14 protein-coding genes are annotated in these 14,117 nt (G+C 67.9%); 8 read left to right on the top strand and 6 right to left on the bottom strand.

Annotated elements, in window-relative coordinates; all coding sequences use genetic code 11:
• On the bottom strand, nucleotides 1–209 hold a 209-nt coding region (locus tag F614_RS0111885; RefSeq protein ID WP_026329860.1), incomplete at its 3' end, for a transposase.
• A 119-nt stretch (nucleotides 210–328) separates the two neighbouring features.
• Here F614_RS0111885 and F614_RS0111880 point away from each other — a divergent pair.
• The 3 genes from F614_RS0111880 to F614_RS0111870 are packed head-to-tail and all read left to right on the top strand — an operon-like array spanning nucleotide 329 to nucleotide 2,181.
• Nucleotides 329–1,453, top strand: a complete 1,125-nt coding sequence (locus F614_RS0111880; protein ID WP_018876974.1) for a transporter substrate-binding domain-containing protein — start codon at nucleotides 329–331, stop codon at nucleotides 1,451–1,453.
• Between the two features lie 28 nt (nucleotides 1,454–1,481).
• Entirely contained in the window at nucleotides 1,482–1,811 is a 330-nt protein-coding gene (locus F614_RS0111875; protein WP_018876975.1) for a hypothetical protein, read from the top strand.
• 25 nt (nucleotides 1,812–1,836) lie between these two features.
• Nucleotides 1,837–2,181, top strand: a complete 345-nt coding sequence (locus F614_RS0111870) for a hypothetical protein (RefSeq protein ID WP_018872340.1) — start codon at nucleotides 1,837–1,839, stop codon at nucleotides 2,179–2,181.
• Nucleotides 2,182–2,188: 7 nt separating this feature from the next.
• Here F614_RS0111870 and F614_RS0111865 read toward each other — a convergent pair whose 3' ends face one another.
• Together F614_RS0111865 and F614_RS0111860 are read right to left on the bottom strand one after the other, a co-directional pair.
• Nucleotides 2,189–3,733 carry a BCCT family transporter gene (locus F614_RS0111865; protein ID WP_019558951.1) on the bottom strand — a complete coding sequence of 515 codons (1,545 nt, stop codon included), beginning with the start codon at nucleotides 3,731–3,733 and terminating at the stop codon, nucleotides 2,189–2,191.
• Between the two features lie 24 nt (nucleotides 3,734–3,757).
• The gene (locus F614_RS0111860; protein ID WP_018878013.1) at nucleotides 3,758–4,189 is read right to left on the bottom strand and encodes a YbhB/YbcL family Raf kinase inhibitor-like protein; all 432 of its coding nucleotides are present in this window, start codon (nucleotides 4,187–4,189) and stop codon (nucleotides 3,758–3,760) included.
• A gap of 193 nt (nucleotides 4,190–4,382) precedes the next feature.
• On the opposite strand from F614_RS0111860, the gene F614_RS0111855 reads away from it, so the two are divergent.
• From F614_RS0111855 to F614_RS0111845, 3 genes are read left to right on the top strand one after another with little or no spacing between them, the layout of a single operon-like run.
• Nucleotides 4,383–5,783 carry an MBL fold metallo-hydrolase RNA specificity domain-containing protein gene (locus F614_RS0111855; protein WP_019558950.1) on the top strand — a complete coding sequence of 467 codons (1,401 nt, stop codon included), beginning with the start codon at nucleotides 4,383–4,385 and terminating at the stop codon, nucleotides 5,781–5,783.
• 21 nt (nucleotides 5,784–5,804) lie between these two features.
• Nucleotides 5,805–7,475, top strand: a complete 1,671-nt coding sequence (locus F614_RS0111850; RefSeq protein WP_018878015.1) for a Na/Pi cotransporter family protein — start codon at nucleotides 5,805–5,807, stop codon at nucleotides 7,473–7,475.
• A gap of 31 nt (nucleotides 7,476–7,506) precedes the next feature.
• A complete protein-coding gene (locus F614_RS0111845) occupies nucleotides 7,507–8,610 on the top strand; it encodes an RNA ligase (protein ID WP_019558949.1) in 1,104 nt (367 codons plus the stop codon).
• A 50-nt stretch (nucleotides 8,611–8,660) separates the two neighbouring features.
• On the opposite strand, the gene F614_RS0111840 is transcribed toward F614_RS0111845, so the two are convergent.
• A complete protein-coding gene (locus tag F614_RS0111840) occupies nucleotides 8,661–9,260 on the bottom strand; it encodes an RNA ligase partner protein (RefSeq protein ID WP_017941871.1) in 600 nt (199 codons plus the stop codon).
• 131 nt (nucleotides 9,261–9,391) lie between these two features.
• Here F614_RS0111840 and F614_RS0111835 point away from each other — a divergent pair, with 131 nt between their 5' ends.
• Complete coding sequence (locus tag F614_RS0111835) at nucleotides 9,392–10,243, top strand: HDOD domain-containing protein (protein WP_018876981.1); 852 nt, start codon at nucleotides 9,392–9,394, stop codon at nucleotides 10,241–10,243.
• A 53-nt stretch (nucleotides 10,244–10,296) separates the two neighbouring features.
• Nucleotides 10,297–10,878: a BLUF domain-containing protein gene (locus F614_RS0111830; protein ID WP_018881245.1), complete on the top strand. Its 582-nt coding sequence runs from the start codon at nucleotides 10,297–10,299 to the stop codon at nucleotides 10,876–10,878.
• Between the two features lie 64 nt (nucleotides 10,879–10,942).
• Here F614_RS0111830 and guaA read toward each other — a convergent pair whose 3' ends face one another.
• Nucleotides 10,943–12,520, bottom strand: a complete 1,578-nt coding sequence (guaA, locus tag F614_RS0111825) for a glutamine-hydrolyzing GMP synthase (protein WP_018876987.1) — start codon at nucleotides 12,518–12,520, stop codon at nucleotides 10,943–10,945.
• A gap of 64 nt (nucleotides 12,521–12,584) precedes the next feature.
• On the bottom strand, nucleotides 12,585–14,045 hold the full coding sequence (gene guaB / locus F614_RS0111820; protein WP_018866382.1) for an IMP dehydrogenase: 1,461 nt from the start codon (nucleotides 14,043–14,045) through the stop codon (nucleotides 12,585–12,587).
• Nucleotides 14,046–14,117: the final 72 nt, after the last annotated feature.

Here is a 14,117-nt window from a genome sequence, read left to right as displayed (position 1 = left end):
GCCCGTTCGTTATCCGACAACGCCGAGGCATCGTCCCGCTCGCGCTCCGCGCGGCGGACCCACAGCCGCAGCGTCTCGCCCGTGCAGCCAATCTTCGGTGCAATCGACTGGATCGCCGCATGCTGGGATGGGTACTCCTCCTGGTGTTCCCACACCAGCCGCACCGCCCGTTCCCGGACCTCCGGGCTATACCGTGTCGTCTCACTCATCGCTCTATCCTCCCAAGGATCAGAGCCTCCGGAAAAGTCGGTACGGTTCACCCTCCCGTAGACTGCCTCGTTGACGATCTTACGGTTATGGTACGGGCAAGCCCCCACCGGATGTCCGCATGCCCCGCACCCTCTGCTCGCCCCCGTTTGTGTCGCTGCTGGCCGGCGCAGTGTTCGTGTTCGCCACGTTGCTGAGCCTGCCGTCCGCTCAGGCCGAGGGAGATGAGGCCCGCGGCATCGGCGCCGATTCGACCCTGCGCGTGGGGACGCGCTTCGTGCCACCGTTCGTGATTGCGCCGGAGGAGCCGGGCGCCGCTCCTTCCGGCATTGCCATCGAACTGTGGGAGCGGGTCGCGGAACGCATGGAACTGGACTCCGACTACCGGGAGACCAGCCTCGAGGGACTCATCGAGGGCCTGGGGGATGACCGTATCGATATCTCGGTCGCGGCCCTAACCGCGACCGCTGAACGCGCCGAACGGGTCGACTTCACCCATCCGTACTACAGCACCGGGCTGTCGATTGCCGTGCCCCAGCAGGGCAACCCGGTCGCCGGGGCCCTGCGCGCGTTCATCTCCATACCCTTCCTGATGGTCATCCTCGCGCTCTCCGGACTGCTCCTGCTGGTGGGTGCGCTGCTCTGGCTGTTCGAACGCCGGCGCAACGCTGACGAGTTCGGCGGCAGTGCCGCACAAGGGCTCGGCTCCGCGTTCTGGTGGGCCGCCGTGACCATGACCACGGTGGGCTATGGCGACAAGGCCCCGCGCACCCTGCCCGGCCGCGCGATTGCGCTGGTCTGGATGTTCGCGGCGCTGATCCTGGTCTCCACCTTCACCGCCGCCATTGCGACCACGCTGACCGTCAGTTCGCTGGACACCGGCATCCAGAATGTCTCCGACCTGGAGGGCCAGCGCATCGCCACCATCGGCGGCTCCAGTGCCGCCGCCTGGCTGGACGACCAGGGCTTTGCCTACCGTGACCATGCGGACCTCGCCACCGCACTGGGCGCAGTCGCCGAGGGCCGGGCCGACGCCATGGTCTACGACGCTCCGCTGCTGCGCTATCAGGTCCGCGAGCACTTTGCGGGGCAACTGGAGGTTCTGCCGGTCGAGTTTCTGCGCCAGGACTATGCCCTCGCCCTGCCCCAGGGCTCGCCGCTGCGCGCCCCGATGAACGTCGCTATCCTCGAGATTCTGGAATCCGACGAATGGCAGCGCGTGCTGCGGCGCTATCTCGGCAACTGACGGAACCCGTCACGGGGGGGACAGCATCATGGAGGAGACCTTTCTGATCGCGATCGTCGACCAGGACCGCGAGGAGCAGGCCCTGGCCATCGCCGCCGAGGAAGGCGGCGCGGACGGGGCGGTGATCCAGGGTTCGGGCCTCGGTTTCCCCGAGCACATGACCTTTCTCGGCGTGACCTACCAGGGCAACGAGTCGGTCTGCATCTGGCAGCTGGATACCGCGCGCGCCGAACGCATTGCGCAGCGCCTGAACCTGGAGCTCGACCTGTTCCAGCCCTACAACGGGCTTGCCTTCACCCTGGACGTGAACGCCCTTCAGGGCATGGAGTTCGTCGGCCACCTGACCACCACGCCCTGACGCCCCCGGATACGGAGACTCTGCCATGCAATTCGTTCTGCTCGCCGCCGTCATCCCGCGCAGCCTGGCCGACCGCGCGATCGAGATCGTTCAGCGCGACGGGGCCGCCGGCCTGACCCTACTGGATGCCCAGGGCATCGCCCAGCTGCGGCGCAACCCGGTCATGGACCTGAAGGACACCTCCGGCCGCAAGGTGCTGCTGATGGTGCTGGAGTCCAGCCTTGCCCGGCGCATGCTGGACCACCTGGACGCGGAACTGGAACTGAGCCGACTGGGCAACGGGTTTGCCGTGACCCTGCCGATCAAGGACATCGCCGGCATCAAGCCGGAACAGATCGAGCACCTGCGCAAGACGCTCGGGAAACACTGAACGCGGCTCAACGCCAGGGCGGATCCACGCCCTCCACACGATACTCGCGGCCCAGCGCGCGCAGCAGGCTGAAGCAGCAGAAGACCAGGATGATTGCCACTGGCAGCCCGGCGGTCAGGGAGCCGGTCTGCAGGCTGTCCAGCGCGCGCTCGCCGCCGACGATCAGCAGCGTCGCGGCCACCGCGCCCTCGGTAATCCCCCAGATCACCCGCTGGCGCTTCGGCGAGTGCTTCGAACCGCGCGAGATCAGTGCATCCACCACGTAGGTGCCGGAGGCCGACGAGGTGATGAAGTAGGTCGCGATCAGCAGGGTCGCCACGCCGGAGGCGATCGTGGTCCAGGGCAGCTGCGCGAGGGTCGCGTACAGGGCCACGGTGGTGTCCTCAGCGACCGCCGCGGCGATGCCCGCGCCGTCGTCGAACAGCTCCATGTGCAATGCAGTGCCGCCGAAGATCGCCATCCAGGCGAACACGAACAGGCTGGGCAGGGCGAGCACGCCGACGATGAACTCGCGGATGGTGCGCCCGCGCGAGATGCGCGCGATGAAGATGCCGACGAACGGCGACCAGGCGATCCACCACGCCCAGTAGAACATGGTCCAGTCCTTCTGCCACTGCGAACCGCCGATGGCGTCGGTGTGCAGGCTGAGCTGGATGATCTGCTGCAGATAACCACCGGTGGAGTCGAGGAAGAAGCGCAGGATGAACAATGTGGGCCCGGCGATCAGCACGAACAGCATGAAGCTGATCGCCAGCACCAGGTTGAACACGCTGACCCACTTCAGCCCGCGATCCAGCCCGGAGATCACCGACAGCACCGCCACCGCGGTGATCGCGGTAATGATGCCCACCTGCCACCAGTGCGAGACCGGCATGTCGACCAGCACGTTGAGCCCGGTATTGAGCTGCATCGCCCCGAAACCCAGCGAAGTCGCCAGCCCGAACAGGGTGCCGAACACCGCGAGGATGTCGATCACATGCCCGATCGGGCCGTAGATGCGATCCCCCAGCAGCGGGTAGAAGATCGAGCGGATGGTCAGCGGCAGGCGGTGCCGGAAGCTGAAATAGGCGACCGACAGCCCCAGCACCACGTACACCGCCCAGGCATGCAGGCCCCAGTGGAAGAAGGTGTAGACCATCGCCTGGCGTGCGGCCGCGTCGGTCTCGCCATCGCCGGTCGGCGGGTGCTGGTAGTGCAGGATCGGCTCGGCCACACTCCAGAACACGAGGCCAATCCCCATACCGGCGGAGAACAGCATCGCGAACCAGGCGGCAAAGCCGAACTCCGGCCGGTCGTCCGGCTGCCCCAGCCGGATCACGCCATAGCGGCTGAAACCCAGCCAGATCAAAAAGCCGAGGAAAAAGGTCACCACCAGCAGGTAGCCCCAGCCGAGATACTCGGTGATGAAGCCGTGGATGCTGGCGAACACCTCGCTGGCCGTGGACGGGAAGATCACCCCGAAGGCGACGAACACCACCACCATGATCGCGGAGGCGGTGAACACCGTCGGGTTCACCGTGGCGAAGAAGGCCTCCGGGCGATAGTGGCTCATGCCGCGGCCTCCCCGCGGGCCGGATCAGCCCGGCGCATCGGGATCCGTGCCCTCGTCGGCGGAGCACAGCGCCCCGGTGAGATCCGCCTCGTCCAGCACGTGCCCCTCGGCCACGGCATCGAACTGGCTGCGGGTCGCCCCCGCCTCCAGCTCCAGCTCGGCATCCAGCGCCAGCAGGCGGAAGCGGTAGTGATGACAGCCCTCCGGCGGTACCGGGCCGAGATAGCCAACCTTGCCGAAGGCATCCATCCCCACGCGCCCCTCGCGGGGCAGGTGCAGGGCATCCACGCAATGCGTATCCGGCGGCAGGTTCCAGACCAGCCAGTGAGTGACCTCCCCCAGCGGCGAATCCAGGTCCTCCAGGATCAGCGCGAGGCTGCGCGCGCCCGCCGGCACCTCGCGGATCTCCAGTTGCGGCAGCTCGTTGGCATCCCGCGCCGAGACCTCGACCGGCATCCGTTCTCCGTCAGCAAACGCCGGACTGCTCAATCGCATGGCCCGCATCCTCCTCCATGACCCGATTACAGGCTCGCCCGCGGCCGAGGGCGGGTCAAGCCGTGCGTCGGACAATCCGGGGCCGGATTGATCGGGATCAAGCCCGGACACTTTGACTGCCCATCGCACCCGCGTCCCGCGTACACTTCTCCCCATGGCACAACTGACCTTTCAGGGGGCGACCGGCGAGGTCACCGGATCGCGTTATCTCCTCGAGACCGACGATGCCCGCATCCTGCTGGAATGCGGCATGTATCAGGGCAACAGCGATGCGGACGAGGCGAACCGCGCCCCGCTCGCCGAACTGGCGGAAAGCCTCGACGCGGTGGTGCTGTCACACGGCCACCTCGACCACTCGGGGCTCCTGCCCAAGCTGGTGCGCGATGGCTACCGCGGCCCGATCTACTGCACGCCGGGCACCGAGGAACTGCTCGAGATCATGCTCGAGGATGCCGCGTTCGTAATGAGCAAGGACATCGAGTGGGAGAACAAGTGGCGCCGGCGGGCGGACAAGCCGCTGCTGGAGCCGGTCTACGACATCGATGATGTCGCCACCACCCTCGGGCTGTGCGAGGCCGTGCCCTACGGCCAGGCGCGCAAGATCGCGGGCGGGATTGGCCTGACCTTTCGCGATGCCGGGCATATCCTCGGCTCCGCGATCGTGGACCTGATCGTGCCCGCTGGCGGTCGCGACCGGCACCTGGTGTTCTCGGGCGATCTCGGCAATGACGACGCCGTGCTGATGCACGAGCCCGCGCGCCCGGAACACGCCGACCACGTGCTGCTGGAGAGCACCTACGGCGACCGCGACCACCGCCCGATGGAGGAGACGGTCGAGGAGTTCGCGCAGGTGCTGGCCGAGGCCGACAAGAGCGGCGGCAACGTGCTGATCCCGGCCTTCGCGGTCGGCCGCACCCAGGAGGTCCTCTACCACCTGAGCATGCTGCACCACGCCGGTCGGCTGCCGCAGCAGAAGGTCTTCCTCGACAGCCCGATGGCCATCAAGGTCACCGAACTGTACGCCCGCCTGCGCAAGACCCTGGACCCGGAGGACATGGACCGGCTGCACCAGGCCGCGAATGGGGATCCGGCTGCCTACCTGCCCGGGCTGCAGGTCTGTCGCACGGTGGAAGAATCCATGGCGATCAACCGCATCACGGGCGGCGCGATCATCATCGCCGGCTCCGGCATGTGCAATGGCGGGCGCATTCGTCACCACATGAAATACAACCTGTGGCGGCGCGAGGCGCATCTGGTGATCGTCGGCTTCCAGGCCGCCGGCACGCTCGGGCGGCGTCTGGTGGACGGCGCCGAGAAGGTCAAGCTGCTGGGCGACGAGGTCGCGGTGAACGCCAAGATCCATACCCTGGGCGGCTTTTCCGCTCACGCCGGGCGCAGCCAGCTGCTCGACTGGGCACGCGGCTTTCAGGACCAGCCGGTGTTCCATCTGGTTCACGGCGAGCCGGAGGCGCGCGAGGCCCTGGCCGCCGGCCTGCGTGACGAGCTGGGGGCCGAGGCGCATGTGCCGGCCTTCGGCGAGACCATCACCCTGTAACGCCGCATCCCCACAGCTGCGATGCCGGAGGCCGAAGCCGTCAGCACCTACGCCCTGATCGCCGGTTTTCTCGGCGGTCTCGGCCTGTTCCTGCTCGGGATGACCCTGCTGACCGACGGCCTGAAGACCGCCGGCGGCAAGGCGTTGCAGCATATCCTCGGGCAATGGACCCGCACCCGGCCGCGCGCCCTCGCCTCGGGCATGGGCGTGACCGCACTGGTGCAGTCCTCCAGCGCGGTCACCGTGGCCACCATCGGCTTCGCCAACGCCGGCCTGCTGACGCTCGGACAGTCGGTCTGGGTGATCTTCGGCTCTAACGTCGGCACCACCATGACCGGCTGGCTGGTCGCGCTGATCGGCTTCAACATCCGCATCGAGGCCTTCGCCCTGCCGGCGATCGGCATCGGCGCCCTGCTCTACCTGTTCATGAAGGCCGCGCGGCCGCGCTACCTGGGACTGGCCCTGGCCGGCTTCGGGTTGCTGTTCTTCGGCATCGACGTACTGCGCGAGGCCTTCGAGGGGCTTAGTGCCACCTTCGACCTGGGCGCGCTGGCCCGCCCCGGCTTCCTCGGGCTGGTCATCATGGTCGGCATCGGCGCGCTGCTGACCGTGCTGATGCAGAGCTCCTCGGCCTCCATGGCCATGGCCCTGACCGCCGCGATGAGCGGTGCGGTCCCGCTGGAGGCGGCCGCCGCGGCCGTGATCGGCGCCAACCTCGGCACCACGGTCAAGGCGCTGCTGGTGGTGATCGGCGCGACCCCGAACGCCAAGCGCGTCGCCGCAGCCCATGTGATCTTCAACGGCCTGACCGCAATCGTCGCGCTGCTGATCCTGCCCTGGTTCCTGGCCGCGATCGCCTGGATCTGGGGCAGCACCGGCGAGGCCCCGGCCCCGGCGGTGCTGCTGGCGCTGTTCCACACTGCGTTCAACCTGCTGGGCGTGGCGCTGATGGTCCCGGTCGCCCCGCCGATGATCCGCTGGCTGCAGACTCGCTTTCGCACCACCGAGGAAGACATCGCCCGGCCCCAGTATCTGGACCGCAGCAGTTCCGGGGTACCGGATCTCGCCCTGCAGTCGCTGATCCAGGAGACCGAACGCCTGGCCGATATCGGCCATTCGATGGCACGCGAGGCCTTGCAGGCCACCCCGCCAGCTGCCGGCATCCTCGATCGCCGGCGCCTGGCCGCGGAGCAGCTCACCCAGGCCATTGCCGAGTTCGCGGCCCATACCGCCAACCACCCGATGCCGGAACAGGTCGGGCACGGCATCGCCGAGGCCGTGCGCGTCGCCCGTTACCACCGCGAGGTCGCCATACTGGCCGACGAGATCGCCGATCTGCGCCGCCAGTCCAGCGGCGAGGAGCGCCCGATCGTGACCGAGCAGCGCCGCGCCTGGCAGGAACAGGCGATACGCGCCCTGGACCTGTGCAATCTGGAGGCGGACGACGGTGACAATGGCCATGATCTGGCCGCCGCCGAGGCCGTGGACGCGGTGGAAACCACCTACGCCGAACTGAAGGCCGCCCTGCTACGCGAGGGCACCTTCGGCTCGCTGAGCATGGCCGAGATGGAACGCCAGCTGCGGATCATCAGCATGGCGCGGCGCCTGGTCACTCAGGCGGCCAAGGCGCGTCACCACACCGAGGCGCTGAAAGACCAGATCCGGGGGCTGCGCAAGGGAAACACGGATTGATGCACACGCTCGCGTTGGCAATGGAGAACGCATGATCGACCGGGACACGCTGCAGGACGCGATCGCGAACCACCGAGCCGAGGCCCTGACCTTTGACGGGCTGGAATACGCCCGGCTGCTGGAACCGGTGAACCACTACCCGCGTGGTTCCGTGGTGCTGCCGGACGGCTCGGTGGTGCCCGGCTACCCGGCCATTGGGCGGATCCAGTCACTGGAGGCCGGCTTGCCACGCCAGTTCGAGCAGCCGTTCTGGGCGGAGGAGAAGATCGACGGCTTCAACGTGCGCATCCTGCGCCGGGACGGCCGGGTCTACGCCTTCAGCCGGGGCGGATTTGTCTGCGCCTTCAGCACCGACCGGGTGCCCGATTTCGTGGACCTCGCCGTGTTCGACGCCGAGCCCGACCTGGTGCTGTGCGCGGAGATCGCCGGACCGGACACCCCCTATCTGGAGGGTTCCACGCCGCGCGTGGCACAGGATGTCGGCCTGTTCGTGTTCGACCTGATGCGGCTCGGGCGCCCCGGCTTCGTGCCGCAGGACGAGAAATTCGCCCTGATGCAGCGCCACCAGCTACCCCCGGCACCCCTGCACGGACGGTTCACGCCCGCAGACAGCGCAGCTCTCGGGCAGCTGATCCGACAACTGGATGCGGAGGGGGCCGAGGGGCTGGTACTGAAGACCGCGGACGGCCAGCACCGCGCCAAGTACGTGGCCGGGGGCTCCTGCATCAACGACATCCGCGTGTGTTCCGAGCAGCTGCTGGACCTCCCGCCGGAGTACTTCACCAATCGCCTGACCCGCCTGGCGGTGTTCCTCGCGGAGCACCCCCCCAGCGAACGTGCCGCCGTGGAACGGGAACTGGGCGAGGCCCTGCTGTCCGGGCTGGCGACCGCGGTGGACAAGAGCCGGCGCGAGGGACGCGTCGGCCACACCTACCGCTGCCGCTTTCGCGAGCGCGCGGGGGCGCAGCGCTTTGTCGACCACATGCAGGCAACCGGCGGACGCCACGTGCGCTTCCTGCCGGACACCCCGCGTCAGGAAGAAAGCGGCTACTGGCTGCTGGAGTTCGAACGCCTGTTCGACCGCATCACCGGCACCCTCGCCTCGGCCCTGGCGGGTGACCGGCAATACGACTGAGCCCTTCGCCTGCTTGCAGGCGAACACGGGAAAGGCCCCGACTTGCGGCCTCAGGCGCCGCCCTGACCGGGGATGCCCGACTCGGAGAGGTTCTCCATCACCTGGCGCAGGTAGTCGGCGGTGACCAGCTTGATGCCCATGCGGTTGCCCAGCTTGCGCATGCCCTCGTCGGCGCTGGCCAGCTCGGCATCCAGCTCCATCGCCAGCAGCACGGCATCGACATCCTCGCGCGAGTCCACCAGGCCTTTGCGCATGGCCTCGCGGAAACGCTCGCGCAGCTGCGTGATCAGCTCCGGGCGCAGCGACTCGGCCGCCCCCGCCTGGCGCGTGTGCTCCTCGGCGATGCGCAGGCCGCGGTCGATGCGGGTGCGCACCTCGTCGATGAACTCGTAGAGGATGTCGCTCGGCAGGGTCAGGGCGAAACGCCGCGGGGAGCGCACCCAGACCACGGTCTCGAAGTCGGCCGCCAGGGCCTCGAGGTCGCGCATGCCGCGAAACTCCTCGTACACCGACAGCGGCATGTAGAACTCGGCGGGGCAGTGGCGCGCCAGGTTGAGGAAGGTCCGCAGGATATCCTCGGGGTCCTCGCCGAACTGCCCGGCCACATGCGGGTTGGTAAAGACGCTGGTATCCAGCACGAATCGGCGCATCACGACCTCCTGTCGGCTCCCTTCATCATCGGCAGGGGCCGGCAGCCCGTCAACCGGCCCGCCACACCCCGCCCGTGCCAACGCCTGTGGCATAATCGGCGCGTCTTTACCCAGCCGGACACGGATTGCCCTTGGCCACCCGAGCGGAAGTCGAAAAATTCCTGGAGCGCCTGCGCGAGGACCTCGAACGTCACCAGATCGAGATCCCGACCCTGCCCGATGTCTCGGTGCAGGCGCTGTTCATCACCCAGGACGAATCCAGCTCCATCGCCGATCTGGTCAACCTGATCTCGCGCGACACGGCCCTGGCTTCGCGCCTGGTGCGCCATGCCAACAGCCCGGCCTACCGGGGGCTGACCCGCTGCGCCACCATCCGTTCTGCGGTGACCCGCCTGGGCATGGAACGCGCCCGCCAGACCATCATCGCGCTGTCCATGAAGGAGGTCTTCCAGAGCGGGAACGAGGCCATCCGCATCCGGATGGAGGAGCTGTGGAACCACAGCCTGGAGGTGGCGATCATCAGCTACCTGCTGGCCCGTCGCCACCCCCATCTGGACCCGGACACCGCCCTGCTCGCCGGGCTGGTTCACGACATCGGCATGATCCCGATCCTGCGCCGCGCCGAGAAGACCCAGGAGATCTACGAGGATCCACGCGCCCTGCAGGCCGCGGCCGATGCCGCGCACGTCGCCATCGGCCGCGCGATGCTGAAGAACTGGAACTTCGAGCCGGAGATCATCCGCGCCGTGGCCGAACACGAAAACCTCAAGCGCGAGCCGGAGGAAGGCGAACCGGTCAATTACAGCGACATTCTGCAGGCCGCCAACATCGAGAGCCACAACGCCACCCGGCATCGACTGGCCCATATCGACCGCAGCTCGGTCGCCTCCATCCGCCGTCTGGCGGCCAAGCCCGGCACCACCCGCCTGAACTGGGAAGACGACGCAATCGGCCTGGAACACGTCAACCAGATGATCGAATGAACCCCGCGGGGCGCGGGCGGTCTTCTTCATATCGCCCCGGAACGGACGCCCGCATGCCCGCCATTCTCCAGCTCGTCTACGCCTCTCGCGCCACCTTCCGCGAGAACACCTCCAGCCAGGGCATCGAGCCCGAAGTCAGCCGCATCCTGATGCAGTCACGCCAGAACAACCCGCGCAGCGGGATTGTCGGCGCGCTCTATTACGGGGATGGCCACTTCTTCCAGTGCCTGGAGGGCGAGCCCGAGGCCGTCCGCGGCACCCTGGAGCGGATCCGGCGTGACGATCGCCACGAGGAGGTACGGGTGCTGCGCGAGCAGTCACTGGAGAGCCCGGGATTTGGCGAATGGTCGATGAAATACGTCCCGGCGGCGGTGGACGTCCGTCAGCTGCTGCAGCGCTTTGGCCAGCGCCAGTTCGACCCCTTCGCCTTCGACGATGACCGTATCGACGCGATGCTGGACCTGCTGCGTCAGGGCCGGGACAACGCACCTGCCGAGGGAGCGGGATCGACGGGCGGCAAGGCGGAAGATGCCACGCGAGGTGCCAACCGTGCGTTGTTCGGACTCGGACTGGCCGCAGCCGCCATCGTAGCGGGCGTGATCGGGGCCGCCGCCTGGCTCCTGCTCGCGGGATAACGCGATCGCGCCCACCCCCGGCCGGGGCGGGGCATGCCTGCCGATCCGGCCGGGCGCCGAGGCCCTATTCCCACTCGATAGTGGCGGGGGGCTTGCCGGAGATGTCGTAGGTCACGCGCGAGATGCCGGGGATCTCGTTGATGATCCGGCGCGAGACGTGATCGAGGAAGTCGTACGGCAGGTGCGCCCAGCGCGCGGTCATGAAGTCGATGGTCTCCACCGCGCGCAGCGCGACCACGTAATCGTAGCGCCGACCGTCGCCCATCACCCCGACCGACTTCACCGGCAGGAACACCGCAAACGCCTGCGAGGTCTTGTCGTACAGATCCGCCTTGCGCAGCTCCTCGATGAAGATCGCATCGGCCCGGCGCAGCAGATCGGCGTATTCCTTTTTCACGGCGCCGAGGATGCGCACGCCCAGACCCGGCCCCGGGAACGGGTGGCGGTAGACCATCTCGGTGGGCAGGCCCAGCTCCACGCCGATCTTGCGCACCTCGTCCTTGAACAGCTCACGCAGCGGCTCCACCAGCCCCAGCTTCATGTTCTCCGGCAGGCCGCCCACGTTGTGGTGCGACTTGATCACATGCGCCTTGCCGGTCTTCGAGTCGGCCGACTCGATCACGTCCGGGTAGATCGTGCCCTGGGCCAGCCACTGCACGTTGTTCAGCTTCGCGGCCTCCTCGTCGAACACGTCGATGAACAGCCCGCCGATGACCTTGCGCTTGGCCTCCGGATCCTCGACCCCGGCGAGCGCACGCATGAAGCGGTCCTCGGCATCCACGCGGATCACGTTCACGCCCATGTGGCGGGCGAAGGTCGCCATCACGTGGTCGCCCTCGCCCTCGCGCAGCAGTCCGGTGTCCACGAACACGCAGGTCAGCTGGTCGCCGATCGCCTTGTGCAGCAGCGCACCGACCACCGAGGAGTCCACCCCGCCGGACAGGCCCAGCACCACGTGGTCGTCGCCGACCTGTTCGCGCACCCGCGCGGCCATGTCGTCGATGATGTTGTCGGCGGTCCACAGCGCCTCGCAGCCGCAGATCTCGTGCAGGAAGCGTTCGATGATGCGCTGGCCCTGGGTGGTGTGCGTGACCTCGGGATGGAACTGCACGCCGTAGAAGCCGCGCTCCGGGTCGGCCATGCCGGCGATCGGCGCGGAGTCGGTGGAGGCCATCAGGCGAAAGCCCTCCGGCAGTTCGGTCACGTGGTCGCCATGCGACATCCACACGTCCAGCAGGCCGTAGCCCTCCGGTGTGGTGTGATCCTCGATGTCGCGCAAAAGCGGGGTATGACCGCGGGCGCGCACCTGGGCGTAGCCGAACTCGCGACGCTCGGACGGCTCGACCCGGCCGCCCAACTGCGCGGCCATGGTCTGCATGCCGTAGCAGATCCCCAGCACCGGCACGCCCAGCTCGAACACTGTGTCCTCGGCGCGCGGCGGCTGGTCGATATTTACCGACTCCGGGCCACCGGACAGGATGATCCCGGTGGGATTGAACGCGCGGATGTCCGCCGCCGGCATGTCCCAGGCGTGTACCTCGGAGTAGACCCCGGCCTCGCGCACGCGGCGGGCGATCAGCTGGGTGTACTGGGAGCCGAAGTCCAGCACCAGAATGCGGTGGGCGTGAAGATCCTGGGTCATGAGGTCATCCGCTATACCGGCCGGACGGCCGGTGGGGTATCGGGACCGGGCCGTGTCGGGCCGGTCAGTCCATTCGGTAGTTCGGGGCTTCCTTGGTGATCGCCACGTCGTGCACGTGGCTCTCGCGCATGCCGGCGGCGGTCACGCGGACGAAGTGCGGCTTGGTCCGCATCTCTTCGATGTTGTGCGCGCCGACATACCCCATGGACGAGCGCAGCCCGCCCATCAGCTGGTAGATGATCGCGACGATCGAGCCCTTGTACGGCACGCGACCCTCGATGCCCTCGGGCACGAACTTGTCGGCCGATGCGTTCGGGTCCTGGAAATAGCGATCCGAGGAGCCCTGCTGCATCGCACCCAGCGAGCCCATGCCGCGATAGATTTTGTAGGAGCGGCCCTGGTAGAGCTCGACCTCGCCCGGGGCCTCCTCGGTCCCGGCGAACATCGAACCCAGCATCACGCAGTCCGCGCCCGCGGCGATCGCCTTGGCCAGGTCCCCGGAGAAGCGCACGCCGCCGTCGGCGATCAGCGGCACGCCGGTGCCCTGGAGCGCCTCGGCCACATCCGAGATCGCGGTGATCTGCGGCACGCCCACGCCGGCCACAATGCGGGTGGTGCAGATCGAGCCCGGCCCGATCCCCACCTTCACGCCATCCGCCCCGGCCGCGACCAGGTCCTTCGCGGCGGCGGCGGTGGCGATGTTGCCGCCGACCACCTGTACGTCCGGGTAGTGCTTCTTCACCCAGGCAACGCGGTCGAGCACGCCCTGGGAATGACCGTGCGCGGTATCCACCACCAGCACATCCACCCCGGCCTCGACCAGCGCGGCCACGCGCTCGTCCGTGCCATCGCCCACGCCGACCGCCGCGCCCACGCGCAGGCGGCCGCGCTCGTCCTTGGAGGCATTGGGATGCTCGGTGGACTTCTGGATGTCCTTGACGGTGATCATCCCGCGCAGCTGGAAGTCGTCGTTGACCACCAGCACCTTCTCGATGCGATGCTTGTGCAGCAGTTCCAGCACCATCTCGCGGTCGGCCCCCTCGGGCACGGTCACCAGTCGGTCGCGCGGGGTCATGATCTCGGTGACCGGCGCCTCCATCCGCGTCTCGAAGCGCAGGTCACGGGAGGTCACGATGCCGACCAGATCGTTCCCATCCACCACTGGCACGCCGGAGATGTGATTGGCCTCGGTGAGCTCCACCACCTGGCCGATAGTGGCGCCCGGGCCGATGGTGATCGGCTCGCTGATCACGCCGCTTTCGTATTTCTTGACCTGCCGGACCTCGGCCGCCTGGGCCTCCACCGACATGTTCTTGTGGACGATACCGAGCCCGCCCTCCTGAGCCATCGCGATCGCCAGGCTGGCCTCGGTGACCGTATCCATCGCCGCCGACACCACCGGGGCGGAGAGCGTGATCTCGCGGGTGATCCGGGTACTCAAATCGACATCGCGCGGAACGACATCCGAATGTCCCGGGATCAGCAGCACGTCATCAAAGGTAAGGGCTTCACCGAGTATCCGCATGCACCACTCCAGGACAGGCCCGCCGGGACGCAGGGGGAGGAAATCCCGGGGGTAGATAAATAGCCCTTCAGT

Origin of the sequence: Thioalkalivibrio sp. ALE12 (assembly GCF_000381105.1) — a bacterium.
Classification (GTDB): domain Bacteria; phylum Pseudomonadota; class Gammaproteobacteria; order Ectothiorhodospirales; family Ectothiorhodospiraceae; genus Thioalkalivibrio.
The sequence above is the reverse complement of the archived record's forward strand: the minus strand, read 5'-3'. Positions and strand labels throughout refer to the sequence as shown.